This window comes from Streptomyces sp. DI166 (genome assembly GCF_900091315.1).
In the GTDB taxonomy this organism is placed as follows: domain Bacteria; phylum Actinomycetota; class Actinomycetes; order Streptomycetales; family Streptomycetaceae; genus Streptomyces; species Streptomyces fuscus.
Genome location: NZ_FLSP01000043.1, coordinates 45,121 through 65,620 on the forward strand (window position 1 = coordinate 45,121; position 20,500 = coordinate 65,620).

Sequence of the window (20,500 nt, forward strand, 5' to 3'; positions counted from 1 at the left end):
CCCGCGCCGCCCGTGCGCCACGACAGAGAGGACGACTCGTCGTGCAGGTCCACCCCCACACGCGGTCCCGAAGGGCCGGCCGGCTCGCGGGAGCCGCCGCGGCCCTCGCCGCCCTCCTCGGCCTCGCCGGCCTGACCGGTCCCGGCGCCCACGCGGCGGACAACCCCTACGAGCGCGGCCCCGCACCCACCACCAGCAGCATCGAGGCGGCCCGCGGCCCCTACGCCGTCTCCCAGACCTCGGTCTCCTCACTCCTGGTCACCGGCTTCGGCGGGGGCACCATCTACTACCCGACCACCACCGGCGACGGCACCTTCGGCGCGGTGGCGATCTCACCCGGCTTCACCGCCTACGAGTCCTCGATCTCCTGGCTGGGCCCGCGCCTGGCCTCCCAGGGCTTCGTGGTGTTCACCATCGACACCCTCACCACCCTCGACCAGCCCGACTCCCGGGGCCGTCAACTGCTCGCCGCGCTCGACTACTTGACCCAGCGCAGCTCGGTGCGCGGACGGGTCGACAGCAGTCGGCTCGGCGTCATGGGCCACTCCATGGGCGGGGGCGGCAGCCTGGAGGCCGCGAAGTCCCGGCCCGCGCTCCAGGCGGCGATCCCGCTGACCCCGTGGAACACGGACAAGACCTGGCCCGAACTGCGCACCCCCACCCTGGTCATCGGCGCCGACGGCGACACCATCGCCCCGGTCGCCACGCACTCCGAGCCCTTCTACAGCAGCCTGCCGTCCGGACTGGACCGGGCCTATCTGGAGCTCAACGGCGCCACCCACTTCACGCCCAACTCGTCGAACACGACGATCGCGAAGTACAGCATCTCCTGGCTCAAGCGGTTCATCGACAACGACACCCGCTACGAGCAGTTCCTCTGCCCGCTGCCCCGGCCGAGCGCCACCATCGAGGAGTACCGGGGCAACTGCCCGCACACCGGCTGACGTTGTGACCCCGCACGGCCGCCGCCCGGAAACCCTGGGCGGCGGCACAGCCGTCCCGCGCCGGCCGGGCGGCTTTACTGACGGGTCAGTAGTCTCGCGGGAATGACCGGTGACACGAGCACACGGGCGGACCGAGGACGGGCCGAACTGGCGCGTGGGCGCGAACAGTTGGGTGACGGCCCGGTCGACGACGCCCGGGAGACCCTGCTGTGGGCGGCCGCCCTGCTGGCCGCCGAGGAGCCGGAGCAGGCCGAGGCCGCCCGGCTCGCCGCCGCCGACGCCGCCTGGGCCGCGGGAGACCTGACCGGATGTCTCGCGGCGCTCGGCGGACCGGACGCGGACCGTCCCGGTGGCACCGGACCGGACGCGGACCGCCCCGGTGCCACCGGGGACTACCGCCGCGGCATGCGCGCCCTGCTGGAACAGCGCCCCGAACACGCGGTGGAACCCCTGCGCCGGGTCCTCGCCCACCCCGGCGACCGGCCCGAGCACCTGCTGCGGTCCGCCGCGGCGGCCCTCCTGCTCGGCGATGTCGCGGTCGCCCGCCGGGCAGGGGCCCGCGCCCTGGCCGCCGCCCGCGATCTGGACTCCGCCGCGCTGAGGTCGCGGGCCCTGGAGTACCTCGCCTACGCCGAACTGCGCGCGGGACGCCACGCCCAGGCCCGCACCCACGCCGAGGACGGAGTACGCGCCGCGCACCGGGCCGGACGCCGCAACACCGTCGCCCACCACACCGCGATGCTGGCCCTCGCCGCGTCCGTCACCGGCGAGCGGGCCACCGTCGAGGCCCATGCGACGGCCGCGCTCGCCACGGCCCGCCGGCACGGCCTCGCCCAGGCGGCCACGCTCGCGCAGTGGGCCCTGGCCCGCACCGACCTGGCCTGCGGACGCCCCCTGGACGCCGCCGACCGGCTCGGCCCACTGGTCCTGCCCGGAGTGCGGCGCGGTCACTTCGCCGTGTGGATGCTGGCCGTGCCCTGCTTCGTGGAGGCCGCCGTGCTCGCCGGGCGGCCCGAGGACGCGCGGGCCGTCGTACCGGACTTCGCCCGCTGGGCGGCCTTCGGCGCCGACCCGCACGCGCCCGCCCAGCTCGCCCGCTGCCACGCGCTGCTCGCCCCCGGTGACCGCGCCGACGAGCTGTACCGGCAGGCGTTGGACCGGCACGACGCCGAAGGAGGCGACTTCGAGCGGGCCCGCACCGAACTGCTGCACGGCAGATGGCTGCGGCGCCGACGGCGGCTGCGGGAGGCCCGGACCAGGCTCGGGGCGGCGCTGGTCGGGTTCGAGCGGTGCGGGGCACACGCGTGGGCGGACCAGGCGCGCGGGGAACTGCGGGCGCACGGGACCGCAGGGCGGGAGGACGGCGCCGGGGAACTGGCGCGGCTCACTCCGCAGCAGCTGCGGATCGCCCGCCATGTCGCCGAGGGCGCCACCAACCGGGAGGTCGCGCTGCGCCTGGCGGTGAGTACCCGCACCGTCGACTACCACCTGCGCAATGTCTTCGCCGCGCTGGGCGTGCGGTCCCGGATGGAGCTGGCCCGGATGGTGCAGCGGCAGGGCGGCCGGTGAGCCGCGGCATGCGCCGCCGGGCGGGGCGGAGGGGATCGTCTGAGCGGGCCCGGAGGAAAAAGAGCGGTGCAGAACCCTAGGGACCGACCGGACGGTATGTCATCCTGCGGGGCAGGACGAGTCGGGCGGCCGCCGCCGCCGTACGGGCGACGCGGGCGACCGGACACCACTGTGTCTCCCGGCACGGGCGCAGCGCCGGGAGGCCGAGGTTGTGGGAGGACCGCGATGCATCCTGCCGTACGGACCCACGCGACGATCCGCACCGGACCGGTGCCCGTTCCGCAGCCGCGGACCGGGCTCAGGCGGTCGCTGATCGACGCCGACGCCCTGCGGGTGCTGCACCGGGCCGCCCGGACCCTGCTCGACGGCCTGCCGGATCTCACCGACCGGCTGGTGGCCCTCGTCCGGGACCAGGAGGCCGCCTACCGCACCGCCCTGGAGACCGACTACGCCGGTACCTGGCAGGAGGTCCACCGCTCCCTGCGGCACAGCGTGCGGTCGCTGATCGACCCGCGCGGCACCCGGGACGCGGCCCGGCGCTGCTCGTGGCAGATCGGGGTGCGCCGCGCCGAGCAGGGGCTGCCGCTGGACGCCCTGCTGCACGCCTTCCGGCTGGGCGGCTCCCTGGTCTGGCAGCGGCTGGTGGAGGAGACCTCCCGCACGGCGCCCGAGGACGTACGGCTCCTGGTCCATGTGGCCACCGACATGTGGAACTTCGTCGACGAGCACTGCACCCTCGTGGCCGACGCCTACCGGCAGACCGAGCGGCAACTGGCCTGGCGGCGGGAGAACCGGGTACGGCTGCTGGCCGCCGCGCTCCTCGACGGCACCAGCCGTATCGCCGACCTGCCCGAGACCGCCGAGGGTCTCGGCCTGCCGGAACACGGCCGGTACGTGGTCGTCGCGGTCACCGGCGGACGGCCCGCGGGCGCCCGCGCCGTCGCCGTACCGCCCGGCACCCGTGTGCACTGGCACTCAGGAGGGTCAGGAGGGGAAGTGGACCACGGCATCGTCCTGGTCGGCGACGACGACCCGGAGGGCGACGGCGACCCGCTGGCGGGCCTGCAGCCGACCGTCCCGGGCGTCAAGGCCGGCATCGGCAACGTGGTGACGGGCCTGGCCGCCGTCGGCGACGCCCGCCGCATGGCCGACCTCGCGCTGAGCATGTGCCCCCCGGCCGGCGGCACGGTCCGGCTGACCGAGCATCTGCCCGAGGCCCTCGTCGTCTCCTGCCCCGAACTCGGCGCGGCACTCGCCGACCAGGTGCTCGGGCCGCTTCTGCGGCTGGAACCGGCCGACCGGGACGTCCTGCTGGACACCCTGTCCGCCTGGCTGTCCTGCGACGGCTCCGCCCAGCGCGCGGGCGAGCGCCTGTACTGCCACCGCAACACGGTCCTCAACCGCCTCAGGCGCTGCGAGCAGCTCACCGGCCGCTCGCTGGCCCGCCCGCTGGACGTGGTGGAGATCAGCCTGGCCCTGACGGCACGGCGGCTGCTGCGCGGTTAGCGGTACGTACCGATGAGGTCAGGCTTCGATGAGGCGGGAACGATTCAGGCTTCGATGAGGGGAGAAGGATTCGGGCGCCGATGAGAGGAGAAGGATTCAGGCACATGTGACCCAAAAACGATCCGGATGGAGCAAGGACCGGTCAGACCCCGGCGAAACGCCGTAAGGATTCTTCCCTGCCCCCGGGAAAGCGGCGAGCATCGCGCCTCATGGACATCTTGCTTGTCGCCAGCGCGTTCAACAGCCTGTCCCAGCGGGTGCACGCCGAACTGTCCGACCTGGGGCACCGAGTGGACGTCGTCCTCGCCTCCCACGGCCCCGACGCGGTGCGCGCCGCGGCCCGCGAGCTGTGCCCGGAGCTGATCCTCGCCCCGATGCTGAAGAGCGCGCTCCCGGAGGACGTATGGCGGGAGTACACCTGCCTCGTCGTGCACCCGGGGCCGCCCGGCGACCGGGGACCGTCCGCCCTGGACTGGGCGATCGCCGAGCAGGCCCCGCAGTGGGGAGTGACCGTCCTCCAGGCCGAGGCCGCGATGGACGCGGGCCCGGTCTGGGCGAGCGAGACCTTCCCGGTGCCGCCGGTCGGCAAGAGCGACCTGTACCGGGGCGAGGTCGCCGACGCGGCCCTGGCGGCCGTCCGGACCGCCGTACGGCGTTACGCCGAGGGGTCGTTCAAGCCGCGTCCGCAGAGCGATCCCGGGATCCCCGTGGTGTGGCGGGACGCCTTCCGTCAGGAGCGGCGGCGGATCGACTGGGAGAGGGACAACACCGACGTGGTGCTGCGCAAGCTGCGCGGCGGCGACTCGCAGCCCGGTGTCCTGGACGGACTCCTCGGCCGCGAGGTGTTCCTGCACGGCGGCCACCCCGAGGACCGGCTGCGCGGCCGCCCCGGCGACCTGCTCGCCACCCGCGCGGGCGCCGTCTGCCGGGCCACCCGCGACGGCGCGGTGTGGATCCCGGAGCTGCGCCCCCGCAAGAACTCCGGTGACCCCGCGCCCTTCCGCCGCCCGGCGGCCGACGTGCTCGCCGCCTTCACCGCCGGCACCCCGGCGCGCGACCGCCTGCCCGACGACCCCGCCCCGCTCGAACTGCCGCCCGACCGCCGCACCTGGACCGACATCCGCTACCGGCAACTCGGCGACACCGGCTTCCTGAGCTTCTCCTTCCCGTCCGGGGCGATGAGCACCGAGCAGTGCCGCAGACTCCTCGCCGCCTACCGGTACGCGCTCGGCCGCCCCACCTCCGTCCTCGTCCTCGGCGGTGCGCGGGACTTCTTCTCCAACGGCATCCACCTGAACGTCATCGAGGCCGCCTCCGACCCGGCCGGCGAGTCCTGGGCCAACCTCCACGCCATGGACGACCTGGTGGAGGCGGTCCTGCGCACCACCGACCGGCTGGTGGTGGCCGCCCTCGGCGGCAACGCGGCGGCGGGCGGCCTGATGCTCGCGCTCGCCGCCGACGAGGTGTGGTGCCGCAGGGGCGCCGTCCTCAACCCGCACTACCGCCGGATGGGCCTGTACGGCTCGGAGTTCTGGACGTACTCGCTGCCGCGCCGCGTCGGAGCGGAGACGGCACGGCGGCTGACCGGCGAGGCGCTCCCCGTGAGCGCCGCCACCGCGGCCGGTATCGGCCTGGTGGACCGGCTCGTACCCGTCGCGCCGCACGAGTTCACCGCCGAGACCGAGCGCCGGGCCACCGCCCTCGCCGGGCACCCGGACCTCGCCCGGCGCATCGCCGCGAAGGCCGCGGCACGGAAGGCGGACGAGGAACGCCGCCCGCTCGCCGACTACCCGCGCGCCGAACTCGCCCGGATGCGCGCCGTGTTCTTCGACCCGACGGCGCCGTACCACGCCCTGCGGTCCGCGTTCGTACGCAAGCAGCCCGGCGGCTCGGCCCGGCCCCTGAGCGGCGGCGCGCTGTGACCCGGCTGCTGGTGGCGGGGGTCGGCAACATCTTCCTCGGCGACGACGCCTTCGGCCCCGAGGTCCTGCGCGCCCTGGAGCGCCGTCCCCTGCCGCCCGGTGTGCGGGCCCGGGACTTCGGCATCCGCGGCCTTGACCTGGCCTACGAACTCCTGGAGGGCTACGACGTCGCCGTCCTGGTCGACGCGGCCGAACGGGGCCATCCGCCCGGCACCCTCTCCGTCATCGAACCGGACCTCCCGGACGGCCCCGGCCCCGCCGCCCCGCCCGAGGCCCACGGCATGGACCCGGCGAAGGTGCTGGCCCTGGCCGCCCACCTCGGTCACGGACCGCTGCCGCGCGTCCTGGTCCTCGCCTGCGAACCCCAGGAACGCCCGCGCGGCGACGAGGACATCCTCCCCGGCATCAGCGCACCGGTGGCCGACGCGGTCGATCGGGCCGTGGACGCCCTGCACACCGTGGTCCCGGCCCTGCTCGCCGACCCGGCGGCCACCCCCCGGTTGAGCCGCCCGGAGGAATCCACCCACGACTCAGCGGCCGGGCTCGCCGCTTCGCCGAGCGGAGGCGTCGAGGATCGGTGACCGGGACGCCTTTGTCCCGGTTCATCCGTGTGTCCATCGTGAGGAGCCCCCGCCCATGTGCGAGTCCGAGGACGTCACCCACGCCACCCAGGCGATCCTGGCGAAGAACGACGGCCTGGCCGCGCGCCTCCGCGGGGACCTCGCCCTGCGCGGGGTGAGCGTGGTCAACCTGCTGTCCAGCCCGGGCAGCGGCAAGACCGAACTGCTCGGCCGGGTCCTGGCCCGCGCGGTGGAACGGGGCATCCCGGTGGCCGCCCTCACCGCCGACCTCGCCACCGAGAACGACGCCACCCGGCTGGCCCGCTCCGGCGCCCCGGTGAAACAGCTGCTCACCGACGGCCTGTGCCACCTGGAGGCGCGACAACTGCGCGGCCACGTGGAGGACTGGCTGCCCGCGGACACCTCTGTGCTCTTCGTCGAGAACGTCGGCAACCTCGTCTGCCCGGCCTCCTACGACCTCGGCGAGAGCCTGCGGATCGCCCTCATGGCCGTGACCGAGGGCGCCGACAAGCCGCTGAAGTACCCCACCGCCTTCGGCTCCGCCCATCTGGTCGTGCTCACCAAGACCGACCTGGCCGAACCCGCCGACTTCGACGCGGCGGCCTTCGAGTCCCACGTCCAGCGGGTCAACCCGGGCGTGGAGATCGTACGGTCGTGCGCGCGCACCGGCGAAGGCGTCGACACCGTCCTGGAGCGCGTGCTCGCCGTACGCGACGGAGCCCCGGTCCACCGGCCGCCCCTCGCACCCCACCCGCACCCGGGCCTCACCGCCGACCACGTCTCGTGACGGCGACCACCACCGGGGCGGTACGCCGCCGCGTCGTCGTACGGGGCACCGTGCAGGGCGTCGGCTTCCGCCCCTACGTGCACCGCCTGGCCACCGACCTGACGCTGTCCGGCTTCGTGAGCAACACCGACTACGGCGTGCTCATCGAGGTGGAGGGAACCCCGGACGGCGTGAGCCGCTTCTGCGACCTCCTGACCGCCGAGCCGCCGCCGCTGGCCGTCGTCACCGCCCTCGGTGTGGAGGACGTCCCCGTCAAGGGCTCCGACGGCGCCTTCACGATCCGCACCACCGAGCGCTCCACGGGCCGCACCCAACTCCCGCCCGACACCGCCACCTGCGCCGACTGCCTGCGCGAACTGGCCGACCCGGCCGACCCCCGACACCGCCACCCCTTCGTCACCTGCACCCACTGCGGGCCGCGTTTCACCATCGCCACCGGCATGCCGTACGACCGCGCGGCCACGACGATGTCCGGCTTCCCCATGTGCCCCCGCTGTGCCCGTGAGTACGGCGACCCCAGTGACCGCCGCTTCCACGCCCAGCCCGTCGCCTGCCCCGACTGCGGGCCCCGGCTGAGCCTGGTCCCCGCCCCCGGCACTGGCATCGAGCCCGCCCAAGACGCCGACGCCCTCGCGGCGGCCCGAGTCGCGCTGGCCGACGGGCGGATCCTCGCGGTCAAAGGGCTCGGCGGCTACCACCTGGCCTGCGACGCGGAGAACGCGCGCGCCGTCGGCACCCTGCGCGCCCGCAAGGAGCGGGGCGGCAAGCCCTTCGCGGTGATGTGCGCCGAACTCGCCGACGTGGAGCGGCTCGCCGAGGTCTCCGACGCCGAGCGCGCCGCACTCACCGGCCCCCGGCGCCCGATCGTCCTGCTCCGCCCCGCCCTCCCGCCTGGCCCCCGGCGTCTGCCCGGGCAGCCCGCACCTCGGCGTGCTGCTGCCCTACACCCCCGTGCACACCCTGCTGTTCGGGCTGCCCGGCGATCCGCCCGGCCCGCGCGCCCTGGTCATGACCAGCGGCAACCGCTCCGGGGAACCCATCGTCACCGACGACGCCGAGGCCCTGACCCGGCTGGCCGGACTGGCCGACGCCTGGCTCGTCCACGACCGCCCCATCGCCTCGCCCTGCGACGACTCCCTGCTGCGGGTCCGCGCGGACGGCACCGAGCAGGTCCTGCGCCGCTCCCGCGGCTACGTACCCCGGCCCCTGCGTCTCCCCTTCACCGTGCGCCCCACGCTCGCCGTGGGCGGCGACCTGAAGAACGCGCTCTGCCTCGGCGAGGGCGATCTGGCCTGGTTCGGCCCGCACATCGGCGACATGGGGGAGCTGACCACCCTGGATGCCGCGCGGCGCGCCGAGTCCCACCTGCGGCGCCTGACCGGCGTGCACCCCGAGCGGGTCGCCGCCGACCGGCACCCCGGCTACCACTCGGCCCGCTGGGCCCACCGCCGAGCCGCCGAACTGCCGGACCGCACGCCGGTGCTGGTCCAGCACCACCACGCCCACATCGCCTCCGCCATGGCCGAGCACGGCCTGGACGGCACCACCCCCGTGATCGGCGTCGCCTTCGACGGCACCGGCTACGGCGACGACGGCACCGTCTGGGGCGGCGAGGTCCTGCTCGCCGACTACACCGGCTTCCGGCGCTTCACCCACCTGCTCCCGGCCCCCTCCCCGGCGGCGACGCCGGCGTGGCCAACCCCTGCCGCCTGGCACTGGCCCGGCTGTGGGCCGCGGGCCTGCCCCCGGACCCGGACCTGCCCAGCGTCGCAGCCTGCACCCCGCAGGAACTGGCACTGCTGGAAAGACAGTTGGAGCGTGAGGTGGCCTGCGTACCGACCTCCAGCATGGGCCGCCTCTTCGACGCCGTCGCCTCCCTGGCGGGCGTCTGCCACCGTGCGGGGTACGAGGCCCAGGCCGCCCTGGAGCTGGAGGCCGCCGCCGCCTCCGCCTGGGGAGCGGAGAGCGCGGCGTACGCCTTCGCCATCGGCCCCCGAGGGCTGGACCCGGCCCCGCTGCTCGGCTCGGTCGTCGACGACCTGCGTGCCGGCACCCCGGCGCCGCTGATCGCCGCCCGCTTCCACCGCGGGGTCGCACGCGCCGTCCAGGACGCCTGCCGCAGCGCCCGCGGCGCCACCGGCCTCACGACCGTCGCCCTGACCGGCGGCGTCTTCGCCAACGCGCTCCTGGAGGCGGAGTGCGCGGCGCTGCTGGCCGGTGACGGCTTCACGGTGCTCCGGCACGGCGAAGTCCCGCCCAACGACGGCGGGTTGGCCCTCGGCCAGCTGGCGGTCGCGGCACACCCACGAGGAAAGGAGTGACCCATGTGTCTTGCCGTGCCCGGCAAGGTCGTGGCCATTGACAGCACAGCCGATCCGCTCACCGGAATGATCGACTTCGGCGGCGTCCAGAAGCAGGCGTGTCTGGACTACGTCCGCGACGTCAAGGTCGGTGAGTACGTCATCGTGCACGTCGGTTTCGCGCTCCAGCGCCTGGACGAGGAGTCGGCGCTGGCCTCGCTGAAGCTCTTCGAGGAACTGGGGCTGCTGGAGGAGGAGTTCGGCGACGCCTGGGAACAGGCCGCCCGCGACGCGGGTGTCGCCGCGGTCACCGAGGAAACCCGAGGGGGCGAGGTCCGGTGAAGTACATCGACGAGTTCAACGACCCCGACCTGGCACGCGTCCTGCTGGACGAGATCCGCGCCGTCACCACCCGCCCCTGGGCCCTGATGGAGGTGTGCGGCGGGCAGACCCACTCCATCATCCGGCACGGCATCGACCAACTGCTGCCCGAAGAAATCGAGTTGATCCACGGACCCGGCTGCCCGGTCTGTGTCACCCCGCTCGACGTCATCGACAAGGCTCTGGAGATCGCCGCCCGCCCCGGCGTGATCTTCTGCTCCTTCGGTGACATGCTCCGCGTCCCCGGCACCGACCGCGACCTGTTCCGCGTCAAGGGCGAGGGCGGTGACGTACGCGTCGTCTACTCGCCGCTGGACGCGCTGGAGCTGGCCCGCCGCAACCCGGACCGGGAGGTGGTCTTCTTCGCCATCGGCTTCGAGACCACCGCCCCCGCCAACGCCATGGCCGTCCACCAGGCCCGCCGACTGGGCCTGACCAACTTCAGCCTGCTGGTCTCCCACGTCCGCGTCCCACCCGCGATCGAGGCCATCATGACCGCCCCCGCCTGCCGGGTGCAGGGCTTCCTGGCCGCCGGTCATGTGTGCAGCGTGATGGGCACGGCCGAGTACCCGGAGCTGGCCGAACGGTTCGGGGTGCCGATCGTGGCCACCGGCTTCGAACCGCTGGACATCCTGGAGGGGATCCGGCGGGCGGTGCGCCAACTGGAGCTGGGGGAGCACCGGGTGGAGAACGCCTACCCGCGTGCCGTGCGCGAGGAGGGCAACCCGGCCGCCGTCCGGATGATCGAGGAGGTCTTCGAGGTCACCGACCGCAACTGGCGCGGCATCGGCCCGATCCCGCGCAGCGGCTGGCGGCTGACCGAGGCATTCCGGGACTACGACGCCGAGCACCGCTTCGACGTCACCGGCATCCGCACCGAGGAGCCCGCCGAGTGCCGCAGCGGCGAGGTGCTGCAAGGCCTCATCAAGCCCACCGAGTGCCCCGCCTTCGGCACCACCTGCACCCCGCGCACCCCGCTCGGCGCCACCATGGTCTCCAGCGAGGGCGCCTGCGCCGCCTACTACCTGTACCGCCGGATGAACGCCCCGGCGGTACAGGCCGGCGGGGCCGTCCCCGAGGAGATGAACCCCGTTGTCTGAACTCGCCGAACCGACGGTCGACCCCGCCGACTGGACCTGCCCCGCCCCCCTGCGCGACCAGCCCGTCGTGGTCATGGGCCACGGCGGGGGCGGCGCCCTGTCCGCCGAGCTGATCGAGCAGGTCTTCGCCCCCGCCTACGGCAACGCCACCCTCGCCGCGCTCACCGACTCCGCCGTCCTCGACCTCGGCGGGGCCCGGCTCGCCTTCTCCACCGACTCCTACGTCGTACGGCCGCTGTTCTTCCCCGGCGGCGGCCTGGGGGACCTCGCGGTCAACGGCACCGTCAACGACCTGGCGATGAGCGGCGCCAGGCCCGCGTACCTGTCCGCCGCCTTTGTCCTGGAGGAGGGCGTGGAGCTGGCCGTTGTCGAGAAGGTCGCGCGCGCCATGGGGGCGGCGGCCGAGGCGGCGGGGGTCGTCGTCGCCACAGGCGACACCAAGGTGGTCGAGTCCGGGCACGGGGACGGCGTCTACGTCACCACCTCCGGTGTGGGGCTGGTTCCCGCCGGGGTGGACATCCGGCCCCAGCGCGCCCGGCCCGGTGATGTGGTCATCGTCAGCGGACCGATCGGCCTGCACGGCGTGGCCGTGATGAGTGTGCGGGAGGGGCTGGAGTTCGGCGTCGAGATCGCCAGCGACACCGCGCCGCTGGCGGACCTGGTGGCGGCGATGCTGGCGGTCACCCCCGACATCCACGTTCTGCGCGACCCCACCCGGGGCGGTCTGGGGGCCTCCCTGAACGAGATCGCCCGCGCCTCGGGCACGGGCGTGAGACTGTCGGAGCGGTCGATCCCGGTGCCCGACGCGGTCGCCAACGCCTGCGGCTTCCTCGGACTGGACCCGCTGTACGTGGCGAACGAGGGGCGGCTGGTCGCCTTCGTGCCCCCGTCGGCGGCCGAGGAGGTCCTCGCGGCGATGCGCGCCCACCCGCAGGGCTCCGGTGCCGCGGTGATCGGGGAGTGCGTCGCCGAGCACCCCGGCATGGTCGTGGTCGCGACCGGCCTCGGCGGGACCCGGGTGGTGGACCTGCCGCTGGGGGAGCAGTTGCCGCGCATCTGCTGACCCGCATGTGACAGCGGTCCCCGCACACGCGGGGACCGCTGTCGCTTCACTGAATGCCGGTGATCTCCAGCTCCCGGCCGCTGCGCAGCTCCGTGGAGGGCCGGTCGCAGCGTGGACACCAGAAGAACGGCGGCATCCCCACCGCGAACTCCTCGGCGCACGGCCCGCAGTAGGCCTGCGCGGGGATCTGCTCCACCACCAGGCTCGCACCGGCGAGCGCCGTGCCGTCGCGGGCCACCTCGAAGGCGAAGGTCAGCGCGTCGGGGACGATCCCGGCCAGCTCGCCGACCCGGACGGTGACCGTCGAGACGGCGTCCGTGCCGTCCGCGCGGGCGCGGGCGTCGGCCTGTTCGATGATCGCGGTCGCGATCGACAGCTCGTGCACGGCCGGCTCACGGGTAGCGGTGGCGCGCGCGGAACCCACCGGACATCCGCCAGATCCGCATCTCCCGGCGCAGGCTCGGGAACTCGCTGACCAGGAACGCGGCGACCATCGCGCCCGCCACCACGGCCTCGGCCAGCAGCAGCCGGTGCTCCGACGCCCTGACCCGCGGAACCTTCTTCGTATGTGCTCGTCGGCCCTTCATCGCGGCCACTCCCTGTCGTTCGTCATGCCGGAGTCGTTCGTGCCGGCGTCGTTCGTGCCCGGGTCGTTCATGCGGGGGGAATGTTCGGCATGACGTCGAGCAGCGCGTCGTGCCGTTTCCACTGGACTCCGGTGGAGCGGCGCGCGTCCGCGGTGCCGTCCTTGTGATGCCCCCGCTGATGGGCGTACGGCCCCTTGTTGCCCTGGTGCATGCCGGGCACGTGCCCGGTCGCGTCGGGCTTGGTGTGGGGCCTGCCCACCCTGATGCTGCCCATGAGGTGCTCCTTCCTTCTTGTCGGCACCGCCGCGCGGTCACGGCCGCTCGGTGAGGTCCTCGAAGAACCGCTCCACGGCGGGCCAGACCCGGCCGCCGCCGGACAGGCCCCGCCAGGCGCCGCGGACGACGGCGACCATCCGGAAGCAGTCGTCGACCGGCACGATCCAGTGGTGCCGGAGGCCGTGCACGGTGTTCACCAGCAGGGCCTCCACATCCGGTCGCAGTGAGGCGAGCTGCGGCTGCGCCTCGGCCAGTCGCCGCCAGGCCGCCGGGTCCACCTCCCATCGCATGGCACCGGCCGGGCTCGGCCCTTCCGCGGTGACCGTGCCGTCGGCCCGGGGCACGAAGAACACCAGGCCGACGGGCACGCCCAGAACCTCAGTGTCCACCTGGGGCAGCCGGACCCGCCTGCGGGGGACGAGCCGGTAGCGGCCGTCCCCGGCGCCGTCGTCGGCGAACAGCACCGCACAGGCGCCGCAGGCGCAGGTGAGCTGCTGCTCGGTGGTGTCGTACAGGTGCGCGTGCTCCTCGGGCACCTGCGCCGCGCACAGGTCGCAGCGTTCCGCCTCGGCGCCCGCCGCGCGGTCGGCCGAGGAGCGGATGAGGCGGGCCAGGGCGCCCTGCGCTGTCATGGCGCGCCCCGGTGGGTGAGCGTGGTCAGGGGGACGAACGCCGGGGGAGTGACCTCCACCGGCTCCACCGCCGTCAGCTCGGGCGCGACGGCGAGTACCGCCTCCCGGACCGCGGCGGCGACATCGCCGGAGCCGCCGCACCCGCACCCGCCGCCGGTCGTGAGCCGCACCCGGCCCACTCCGTCCCGCACGCCCGCCCACTCCACGTCGCCGCCGCGTTCGCGCACGGCGGGCCGCAACCGGTCCACCGCGCGGGCCGCCCGGACCTCGACGGGCTCCGGGTGCAGGGAGTGCAGGACCAGCAGATGGCCCAGCAGTTCGTCGTCGGCGAGGCGCGCGGTCAGCGTCCCGTCGGCCAGGTCCAGCACCCGGGCCAGCGCCTCGCCGTAGACCTCGGTCAGCAGCGCGACCGCCTCCACGGCGGAGCGGGTGGCGGGTCCGGGCGTCGCGTCGAGCCCGTCCAACAGCGCGTCGAGGCGCGCCAGTCGGGCCTCCACGTCGGGGTCGGGCAGCCGCTCGGCGATCGCCTCAGCCATGACTGGCCCCGTAGGTCGGGGAGTGCTGGGTGGTGAGGGTCTTGCCGTTGCCGACGTACATGTGCACCCCGCACGGCAGACAGGGGTCGAAGCTGCGGACGGTGCGCATGATGTCGACGCCCTTGAAGTCGTCCGGCCCGTTCTCCTCGAAGATCGGCTGCCCCTGGACCGCGTCCTCGTACGGGCCGGGGGTGCCGAACTTGTCGCGGGGGCTCGCGTTCCACGGAGTGGGCGGATACGGGTGGTAGTTGGCGATCTTCCGGTCCTTGATCACCAGGTGGTGGGAGAGGACCCCGCGCACCGCCTCGTGGAAGCCGCAGCCGATCGCCTCGTCCGGCACCTCGAAGTTCTCGAACACCTTGGTGTCACCGGCCCGCACCAGTCCCATCGCCTCGTCGAGGAACTGCAGCGCCATGGCGGCCGCGTAGGCGACGAAGTACGGCCGGGCGCGGTCCCGCTCGATGGTGTTGCTCCACTTCGGGATGCGCCACTCCAGTGTCGTCTCCGGCAGCGACTCGCCCTTGGGCAGCGAGATGCGCACGCTGTTGCCGGTGGCCTTGATGTACGGGGTGTCCACCAGGCCGCTCAGCGCGGTGGACCACAGCCGGGCCAGCGGGCCGCCGCCGGTGTCCAGTGCGAGGTGGTCCCCGGTGCGGCTGTCGAGCCAGCGGGGGCTCATCACCCAGCTGTAGTTGCCGTCGAAGTCGCGTTTCTGCGGGACCGGGACCGTGGTCTGGTTCCACGGGTGGCGCATGTCGACCGGGTTGCCGAGCGGGTCGTGGGTGACGAAGGGGTCCTCGTTGACCCAGTCCTCGTAGAAGGAACTGCCCAGCATGATGCGCAGGCCGAGGTTGATGTCGACGAGGTTGTTGGTGACCAGTTCGCCGTCGACGACGATGCCGGGGGTGACGTACATCGCCTTGCCCCAGTGGTCCATCGTCTCGTAGCGGTAGTCGACGACGTCCGGGTTCTGGAAGGCGCCCCAGCAGCCGAGCAGGACGCGGCGGCGGCCGACCTCCTCGTAGCCGGGCAGCGCCTCGTAGAAGAAGTCGAAGACGTCGTCGTTCATGGCGACGGCCTTCTTCACGAAGTCGATGACCCGCATCAGCCGGCTGAGGTAGTCGGTGAACACCGTCGGCTGCGGCAGGGTGCCCACGCCGCCGGGGTACAGCGTGGAGGGGTGCACATGGCGCCCCTCCATCAGGCAGAACATCTCCCGGGTGACCCGGCTGACCTTCAGCGCCTCCTTGTAGACCTCGCCCTCGAAGGGGTTGAAGGCCTTCATGATGTCGGCGATCGTGCGGTAGCCGTGGATGTCCCCGCGGGGTGCGTCGGTGCGCTCGGCGCGGGCCAGCACACCCGGGTTGGTGGCCTTGACCATGGCCTCGCAGAAGTCCACGAACACCAGGTTGTCCTGGAAGATCGTGTGGTCGAACATGTACTCGGCCGCTTCGCCGAGGTTGACGATGTGCTCGGCCAGCCGCGGCGGCTTGACGCCGTACGCCATCTGCTGGGCGTAGTCGGAGCAGGTGGTGTGGTTGTCGCCGCAGATGCCGCAGATGCGGGAGGTGATGAAGCCCGCGTCGCGCGGGTCCTTGCCCTTCATGAACACCGAGTAGCCCCGGAAGAGCGAGGACGTGCTGTGGCACTCCACGACCTCCCGGTTGGCGAAGTCGATCTTCGTATAGATGCCCAGGTTGCCGATGATCCGGGTGATCGGATCCCAGGACATGTCCACGATCTGCGGTGCCTTGCGTCCCGTCGTGCGGGCCTCGGCTGTGGTCATCGCTGTTACTGCCCCTCGCTGTCGGTGTTCCTCAGGGTCCGTGGGTGGGGTGCGCGGCGCGTGGTGTCAGGGGCGCCAGCGCGGGTTGTAACCGCTGGTCAGCTTGCGCTTGTTGTGGCGCCAGCGGGGTTCGTGGTTGACCAGCTCGTTGGTGAAGCCGCGCAGCCGGCGGATGACGGCGCCGTAGGGCTTGATGGCGAGCGACGACAGGGTGCCGCCGGGCGGCTCGTCCATGAACGGCATGAACGCGTCCGGGAAGCCGGGCATGGTGCAGCCGATGCAGATACCGCCCACGTTCGGGCAGCCGCCGATGCCGGCCATCCAGCCCCGCTTGGGCACGTTGCAGTTGACCACCGGCCCCCAACAGCCCGTCTTCACCAGGCACTTCGGGGAGTTGTAGTCGCGTGCGAAGTTCGCCTGCTCGTAGTACGAGCCGCGGTCGCAGCCCTCGTGCACCGTCTTCCCGAACAGCCACTGCGGGCGCAGCATGTGGTCCAGCGGGGGCGGCGGGGCGGTCCCGGCCGCGTGCTGGAGGAGCCAGATCAGGGCCTCCATGAAGTTCTCGGGCTGGATCGGGCAGCCCGGAATGTTCACCACGGGCAGCCCGCCCTGCGACCGGTAGTCCCAGCCGAGGTAGTCCGCGAGGCCCATCGAGCCGGTGGGGTTGCCTGCCATGGCGTGGATGCCGCCGAAGGCCGCGCAGGTGCCCGCCGTCACCACCGCCCAGGCCTTGGGCGCGAGCTGGTCGATCCACTCGTTGAGGGTCTGCGGCTCACCGGTCTCCGGGTCGTTGCCGAAGGAGGTCCAGTAGCCGTCGCCCTCGATGACGTTCTGGTTGGGGATCGAGCCCTCGATGACGAGGATGAACGGAGCGAGGTCGCCGCGTGCCGCCGCCCGGTAGGGGGCGAGGAAGTCCTCACCGCCCAGGCTGGGCGAGAGCACCTTGTTGACCAGGTTCACCTTCGGCAGGCCCGGAATGAGCCCCAGGACCAGGTCCTCCAGGGACGGCTGGTCGGCGGCGGTGAGGGAGACGGTGTCGCCGTCGCAGCTCATGCCCTCGGAGATCCAGAGGATGTGGATCTCGTCGAACCCCTCCCGTTGCTCGCCCCGTTCGGGTTCCTCACTGACCTCGGTGGTGCTGCTGTCCGTCGTCATGTCATCGGCCTCCGCTCTGAGTTGGTGGGGGAGTCGGTCCGTGCCGCGCCGGGGGCCGCCGCGTCGGCGGACGTGAGCGGTTGGAGTTCGTCGGGGCGGAAGTAGTGGAAGCGGCCGTACCAGGAGTGCAGTTCGGCCGCGGGATCGTCGTCGAGGGTGACCGCGAGGTGCGTGCTGCCGTCGATGTCGTGCAGGACGGCGGCGACCTGGGCGGTCCGCCCGACCAGGAACATGTCCTGGGCGTCGGCGCCGCGGCCCTTCGGGCGCAGCAGGACCTGGCTGCCCGCGCTGACCGGCACACCGTCGACGAGCACCGTGTCGGTGACCGGGGACAGGTCGGCGTCGGCGTCCTCGCGCCACCACACGGGGCGCGGGTCGGCCGGGTCCGCGGGCTTCAGCGAGCGGACGGCTCCGTGCAGGCGCGCGAAGACCTCCTGCGGCATGGAGTCGACGCGGTCGATGATGGCGGCGGCCCGCGGGTCGGTGGCGCGGGCCTCCTGCTTCTCCTCGTCCGTGAGCAGCATCGTGCGCAGGGTGAGGATCTCGTCGATCTCCGCCGCGTCGTGCAGATCGCCCGGGCTCTCGGGGGGCCACCTGGGGGTGGTCGGGGAGGATGATCGGCGCGGAGAGCAGCAGGGGCGCGGTGCCGTCCCCGTCCGTGGGGGGATCTCCGCCGAGCACGGGGAAGGTGAACTCGTTGCGGCAGGCGCGGGTCGCTTCGAGGAGGGGCTCGGGCGGATCGATCAGCGAGACGAAGTCCACGCCGTCGCCGTCGAGCAGGGTGTGCGTGGCGATGAGGGCGCCGCGCAGGGCCTCGTCGCGCGGCAGCCGGGCATCGGGCGCGGGCCCGGTGTGCTCGGTGCGCACCCGGATCCGGCAGACGTCGTCGAACAGACGCTCGGCCACCAGTGTGGTGTGGGCCCGCACCTCCTCGCGGCGGCGCACCACCCGCCCCACGCCCTCGGGCAGCGCCTCGATGTCCGTGCCGGGCGGCGCACCGACGGGGATCGCGCACTCACCCCGGAGCAGGTCGTCCAGGCGGACGGCGACCTCGGTCTCGCGCGGCACCGCCTCGTCGAAGCTGAGATACGCCGCCCCGGCGTCCGTCCGCAGCGAGGCCACGGGGCGGTACCCGCCGTCCGGGGCGGTCTCCTCGACCTGCTTGTGCTGCATCTGGAGGTAGCGCACCTTCACCCGTACGACCGCGCCGGGACGGCGCACCCGCAGCAGGCACTCGGTGCGCTGGTACCAGGAGTCCGCGGAGCCGGACACCCCCGGCACCACCGGACCGGACGCCTCCACCCACTCGCGCGGGAAGAGCACCCCGAACTGCCAGCGGACCCGGTTCTTGGTGGAGGAGCGGCGGTACGGGTAGAGCAGATAGCCCTCGTACAGCACGGCGTCGGCCAGGGCCGCGAGCCGCTCGAAGCCGTGCCGGGCGGGGTGCTCGCCGCGCAGGGGGTCGGCTCCCGCCGCATCGCCCTCGGTCAGGCCCGTCAGCATGCCGCCTCCTGGTTCCTCGGCTCGGGTTCGCGCGCACATCCCTTCCACGACGGTCACATCCGTAACGGCTCCCCGCTTCCCCGCACCCGCCTCCGCTGGGCCGTTCGGGGGAGCACCCCCGACCCCTCCGTCTGGGCACCCGCACAACCCCGGCCCACCCCCGTTGGGACCGCGCAGCGACCCCGCCCCGAGACCTGTTCCGCCCGCCCGCGCCCGTGCTGTCGTGAGCACCCCTTCCCCGAACACCCGTGCCCGTCCGGCACGGACCCGAGGAGACGTGATGCCCGAAGCACCACCGGAGGCGGAACCGGCCCTGCGCGTCGAGGCCGTCGACGTGACCTACGGCCGCGCCCTGTCCGCCCTGCGCTCCGTGTCGCTCACCGTCCCGCACGGCGCGGTCGTCGCCCTGCTCGGCGCGAACGGCGCGGGCAAGACGACCCTGCTGCGGGCCGTGTCGGGCACCCTGCGCCTGCACCGCGGAGCCGTCACCGCGGGCCGCATCCGCTACGGCACCACGGAGCTCGACGGCCGCGACCCGGTCACCGCGGTACGCGCCGGAGTCGTCCAGGTCCCCGAAGGCCGCCGCGTCTTCGCCGGACTCACCGTCGAGGAGAACCTGCGCAGCGGGGGCCTCGGCCTCGGCAGACGCGCCCCCGCCCAGGTCCGCGCGGCCCGCGACCGGGTCTTCGACCTGTTCCCGCGGCTCGCCGAACGCACCGGCCAGGCCGCAGGGCTCCTGTCCGGCGGCGAACAGCAGATGCTCGCCATCGGCCGCGCCCTGATGGCCGCACCGAAACTGCTGCTCCTGGACGAACCCTCGCTCGGTCTCGCCCCGCAGATGGTGGCCCGCATCGCCGACGTGGTGAAGGAGATCAACAGCCAGGGCACCGCTGTGCTCCTGGTCGAGCAGAACGCCGGCATGGCGCTCTCCCTCGCCGACCGAGCCCATGTTCTGGAGGTCGGCGAGGTCCGGCTCTCTGGCGCGGCCGACGAACTCGCCCGCACGGACGCCGTACGCCGCCTGTACCTGGGCGAGACCGCCGACGGTCAGGGGGCCGCGTGAAGGACCGCACCACCCGCGTGAAGGACCGCACCACCACGCCGCCCGTCCTCGACGTACGGGACGTCACCGTCCGCTTCGCCGGGCTCACCGCCCTGGACTCCGTGTCCTTCACCGTCGCCCCGGGCACGGTGCACGCCCTCATCGGGCCGAACGGCGCGGGCAAGTCCACCTGCTTCAACGTCCTGTCCGGCCTGTACCGGCCCGCCTCCGGCACCGTGACCCTCGGCGGGACCGAGCTGACCCGGCTCGCCCCGCACCGCATCGCCGCCCTCGGTGTCGCCCGCACCTTCCAGAACATCGTCACCACCGAGGGAACCGTCGCCGACAACCTGATGCTCGGCCGCCACATCCTCTCCCGCGCGGGCTTCGCCGCCAGCGCCCTGCGTCTGCCGAGCGCGCTGCGCGAACAGCGGGCACACCTGGCGCGCGCCCGCGAGATCGCCGAACTCACCGGCCTCGGACCGCACTTCGACTCCCCGGTCGCGCTGCTGTCCTACGGCGACCGCAAGCGGGTGGAGTTCGCCCGCGCCCTCTGTCTGGAGCCCACTGTCTTGCTGCTCGACGAACCGGTGGCCGGCATGAACGCCGCCGAACGCGCCCGCACCGCCGACACCGTCCGCGCCGTCCGCGCCGAACTCGGCCTCTCCGTCGTCCTGGTGGAACACGACATGGGCCTGGTCATGCGGCTCGCCGACGAGGTGACCGTGCTCGACTTCGGCCGGGTCATCGCGCACGGCACCCCCGACGAGGTCCGCCGCGACCCCGAAGTGCTGCGCGCCTATCTCGGCACCGACACCACCGGGGAGGAC

17 protein-coding genes and 3 pseudogenes are annotated in these 20,500 nt (G+C 73.5%); 12 read left to right on the top strand and 8 right to left on the bottom strand.

Annotated features, from left to right (window positions below):
• Nucleotides 1–41: 41 nt before the first annotated feature.
• The 10 genes and pseudogenes from GA0115233_RS21420 to hypE all read left to right on the top strand — a co-directional run bounded on the left by GA0115233_RS21420 (nt 42) and on the right by hypE (nt 12,153).
• Nucleotides 42–944, top strand: a complete 903-nt coding sequence (locus GA0115233_RS21420) for a bis(hydroxyethyl) terephthalate hydrolase (RefSeq protein WP_176711887.1) — start codon at nt 42–44, stop codon at nt 942–944.
• A gap of 129 nt (nt 945–1,073) precedes the next feature.
• A pseudogene (locus tag GA0115233_RS21425) lies at nt 1,074–2,513 on the top strand (LuxR C-terminal-related transcriptional regulator); the annotation flags it as partial.
• A 225-nt stretch (nt 2,514–2,738) separates the two neighbouring features.
• Nucleotides 2,739–4,019 (top strand): PucR family transcriptional regulator, encoded by a 1,281-nt coding sequence (locus GA0115233_RS21430; protein WP_093721888.1) that lies wholly within the window; start codon nt 2,739–2,741, stop codon nt 4,017–4,019.
• A 209-nt stretch (nt 4,020–4,228) separates the two neighbouring features.
• Nucleotides 4,229–5,941, top strand: coding sequence for a hydrogenase maturation protein (locus GA0115233_RS21435; RefSeq protein WP_093721889.1), 1,713 nt, complete (start codon nt 4,229–4,231; stop codon nt 5,939–5,941).
• Nucleotides 5,938–6,522 carry a hydrogenase maturation protease gene (locus GA0115233_RS21440; RefSeq protein WP_093721890.1) on the top strand — a complete coding sequence of 195 codons (585 nt, stop codon included), beginning with the start codon at nt 5,938–5,940 and terminating at the stop codon, nt 6,520–6,522. The genes GA0115233_RS21435 and GA0115233_RS21440 overlap by 4 nt, the downstream gene beginning before the upstream one ends.
• A gap of 55 nt (nt 6,523–6,577) precedes the next feature.
• The gene (hypB, locus tag GA0115233_RS21445) at nt 6,578–7,309 is read left to right on the top strand and encodes a hydrogenase nickel incorporation protein HypB (RefSeq protein WP_093721891.1); all 732 of its coding nucleotides are present in this window, start codon (nt 6,578–6,580) and stop codon (nt 7,307–7,309) included.
• A pseudogene (gene hypF / locus GA0115233_RS21450) lies at nt 7,306–9,630 on the top strand (carbamoyltransferase HypF). Before hypB ends, hypF begins: the two are co-directional and overlap by 4 nt.
• A 3-nt stretch (nt 9,631–9,633) precedes the next feature.
• Nucleotides 9,634–9,951, top strand: a complete 318-nt coding sequence (locus tag GA0115233_RS21455) for a HypC/HybG/HupF family hydrogenase formation chaperone (RefSeq protein WP_093721892.1) — start codon at nt 9,634–9,636, stop codon at nt 9,949–9,951.
• Nucleotides 9,948–11,090 carry a hydrogenase formation protein HypD gene (hypD, locus tag GA0115233_RS21460; RefSeq protein WP_093721893.1) on the top strand — a complete coding sequence of 381 codons (1,143 nt, stop codon included), beginning with the start codon at nt 9,948–9,950 and terminating at the stop codon, nt 11,088–11,090. The genes GA0115233_RS21455 and hypD overlap by 4 nt, the downstream gene beginning before the upstream one ends.
• Complete coding sequence (hypE, locus tag GA0115233_RS21465; protein WP_093721894.1) at nt 11,083–12,153, top strand: hydrogenase expression/formation protein HypE; 1,071 nt, start codon at nt 11,083–11,085, stop codon at nt 12,151–12,153. Before hypD ends, hypE begins: the two co-directional genes overlap by 8 nt.
• 46 nt (nt 12,154–12,199) lie before the next feature.
• On the opposite strand, the gene hypA is transcribed toward hypE, so the two are convergent.
• The 8 genes and pseudogenes from hypA to GA0115233_RS21505 all read right to left on the bottom strand — a co-directional run bounded on the left by hypA (nt 12,200) and on the right by GA0115233_RS21505 (nt 18,628).
• Nucleotides 12,200–12,538 (bottom strand): hydrogenase maturation nickel metallochaperone HypA, encoded by a 339-nt coding sequence (gene hypA / locus GA0115233_RS21470; RefSeq protein WP_093721906.1) that lies wholly within the window; start codon nt 12,536–12,538, stop codon nt 12,200–12,202.
• A 7-nt stretch (nt 12,539–12,545) separates the two neighbouring features.
• Entirely contained in the window at nt 12,546–12,740 is a 195-nt protein-coding gene (locus GA0115233_RS21475; protein ID WP_093721907.1) for a hypothetical protein, read from the bottom strand.
• A gap of 67 nt (nt 12,741–12,807) precedes the next feature.
• On the bottom strand, nt 12,808–13,014 hold the full coding sequence (locus tag GA0115233_RS21480) for a hypothetical protein (protein ID WP_093721895.1): 207 nt from the start codon (nt 13,012–13,014) through the stop codon (nt 12,808–12,810).
• 37 nt (nt 13,015–13,051) lie between these two features.
• Nucleotides 13,052–13,648: a DUF5947 family protein gene (locus GA0115233_RS21485; RefSeq protein WP_093721896.1), complete on the bottom strand. Its 597-nt coding sequence runs from the start codon at nt 13,646–13,648 to the stop codon at nt 13,052–13,054.
• Complete coding sequence (locus GA0115233_RS21490; RefSeq protein ID WP_093721897.1) at nt 13,645–14,184, bottom strand: NifU family protein; 540 nt, start codon at nt 14,182–14,184, stop codon at nt 13,645–13,647. Before GA0115233_RS21490 ends, GA0115233_RS21485 begins: the two co-directional genes overlap by 4 nt.
• Nucleotides 14,177–15,970 carry a nickel-dependent hydrogenase large subunit gene (locus GA0115233_RS21495; protein ID WP_093721898.1) on the bottom strand — a complete coding sequence of 598 codons (1,794 nt, stop codon included), beginning with the start codon at nt 15,968–15,970 and terminating at the stop codon, nt 14,177–14,179. Before GA0115233_RS21495 ends, GA0115233_RS21490 begins: the two co-directional genes overlap by 8 nt.
• Nucleotides 15,971–16,036: 66 nt before the next feature.
• Nucleotides 16,037–17,125: an NADH-quinone oxidoreductase subunit B family protein gene (locus tag GA0115233_RS21500; protein WP_093721899.1), complete on the bottom strand. Its 1,089-nt coding sequence runs from the start codon at nt 17,123–17,125 to the stop codon at nt 16,037–16,039.
• Nucleotides 17,122–18,628, bottom strand: a pseudogene (locus GA0115233_RS21505) (hypothetical protein). The gene GA0115233_RS21500 and the pseudogene GA0115233_RS21505 overlap by 4 nt, the downstream one beginning before the upstream one ends.
• A gap of 280 nt (nt 18,629–18,908) precedes the next feature.
• Between GA0115233_RS21505 and GA0115233_RS21510 the strand changes: the two are divergent.
• The gene (locus GA0115233_RS21510; RefSeq protein WP_093721900.1) at nt 18,909–19,691 is read left to right on the top strand and encodes an ABC transporter ATP-binding protein; all 783 of its coding nucleotides are present in this window, start codon (nt 18,909–18,911) and stop codon (nt 19,689–19,691) included.
• A 17-nt stretch (nt 19,692–19,708) separates the two neighbouring features.
• Nucleotides 19,709–20,500: ABC transporter ATP-binding protein (locus GA0115233_RS21515; RefSeq protein ID WP_093721908.1), on the top strand; the 792-nt coding region annotated here is incomplete at its 3' end.

Bases quoted from the DNA above. Each gene is read 5' to 3' on its own strand.
- GA0115233_RS21430 (WP_093721888.1), top strand. From the start codon at position 2,739: ATGCATCCTGCCGTACGGACCCACGCGACGATCCGCACCGGACCGGTG.
- GA0115233_RS21435 (WP_093721889.1), top strand. From the start codon at position 4,229: ATGGACATCTTGCTTGTCGCCAGCGCGTTCAACAGCCTGTCCCAGCGG.
- hypB (WP_093721891.1), top strand. From the start codon at position 6,578: ATGTGCGAGTCCGAGGACGTCACCCACGCCACCCAGGCGATCCTGGCG.
- GA0115233_RS21455 (WP_093721892.1), top strand. From the start codon at position 9,634: ATGTGTCTTGCCGTGCCCGGCAAGGTCGTGGCCATTGACAGCACAGCC.
- GA0115233_RS21475 (WP_093721907.1), bottom strand. From the start codon at position 12,740: ATGAAGGGCCGACGAGCACATACGAAGAAGGTTCCGCGGGTCAGGGCG.
- GA0115233_RS21480 (WP_093721895.1), bottom strand. From the start codon at position 13,014: ATGGGCAGCATCAGGGTGGGCAGGCCCCACACCAAGCCCGACGCGACC.
- GA0115233_RS21485 (WP_093721896.1), bottom strand. From the start codon at position 13,648: ATGACAGCGCAGGGCGCCCTGGCCCGCCTCATCCGCTCCTCGGCCGAC.
- GA0115233_RS21490 (WP_093721897.1), bottom strand. From the start codon at position 14,184: ATGGCTGAGGCGATCGCCGAGCGGCTGCCCGACCCCGACGTGGAGGCC.
- GA0115233_RS21495 (WP_093721898.1), bottom strand. From the start codon at position 15,970: ATGACCACAGCCGAGGCCCGCACGACGGGACGCAAGGCACCGCAGATC.
- GA0115233_RS21500 (WP_093721899.1), bottom strand. From the start codon at position 17,125: ATGACGACGGACAGCAGCACCACCGAGGTCAGTGAGGAACCCGAACGG.
- GA0115233_RS21510 (WP_093721900.1), top strand. From the start codon at position 18,909: ATGCCCGAAGCACCACCGGAGGCGGAACCGGCCCTGCGCGTCGAGGCC.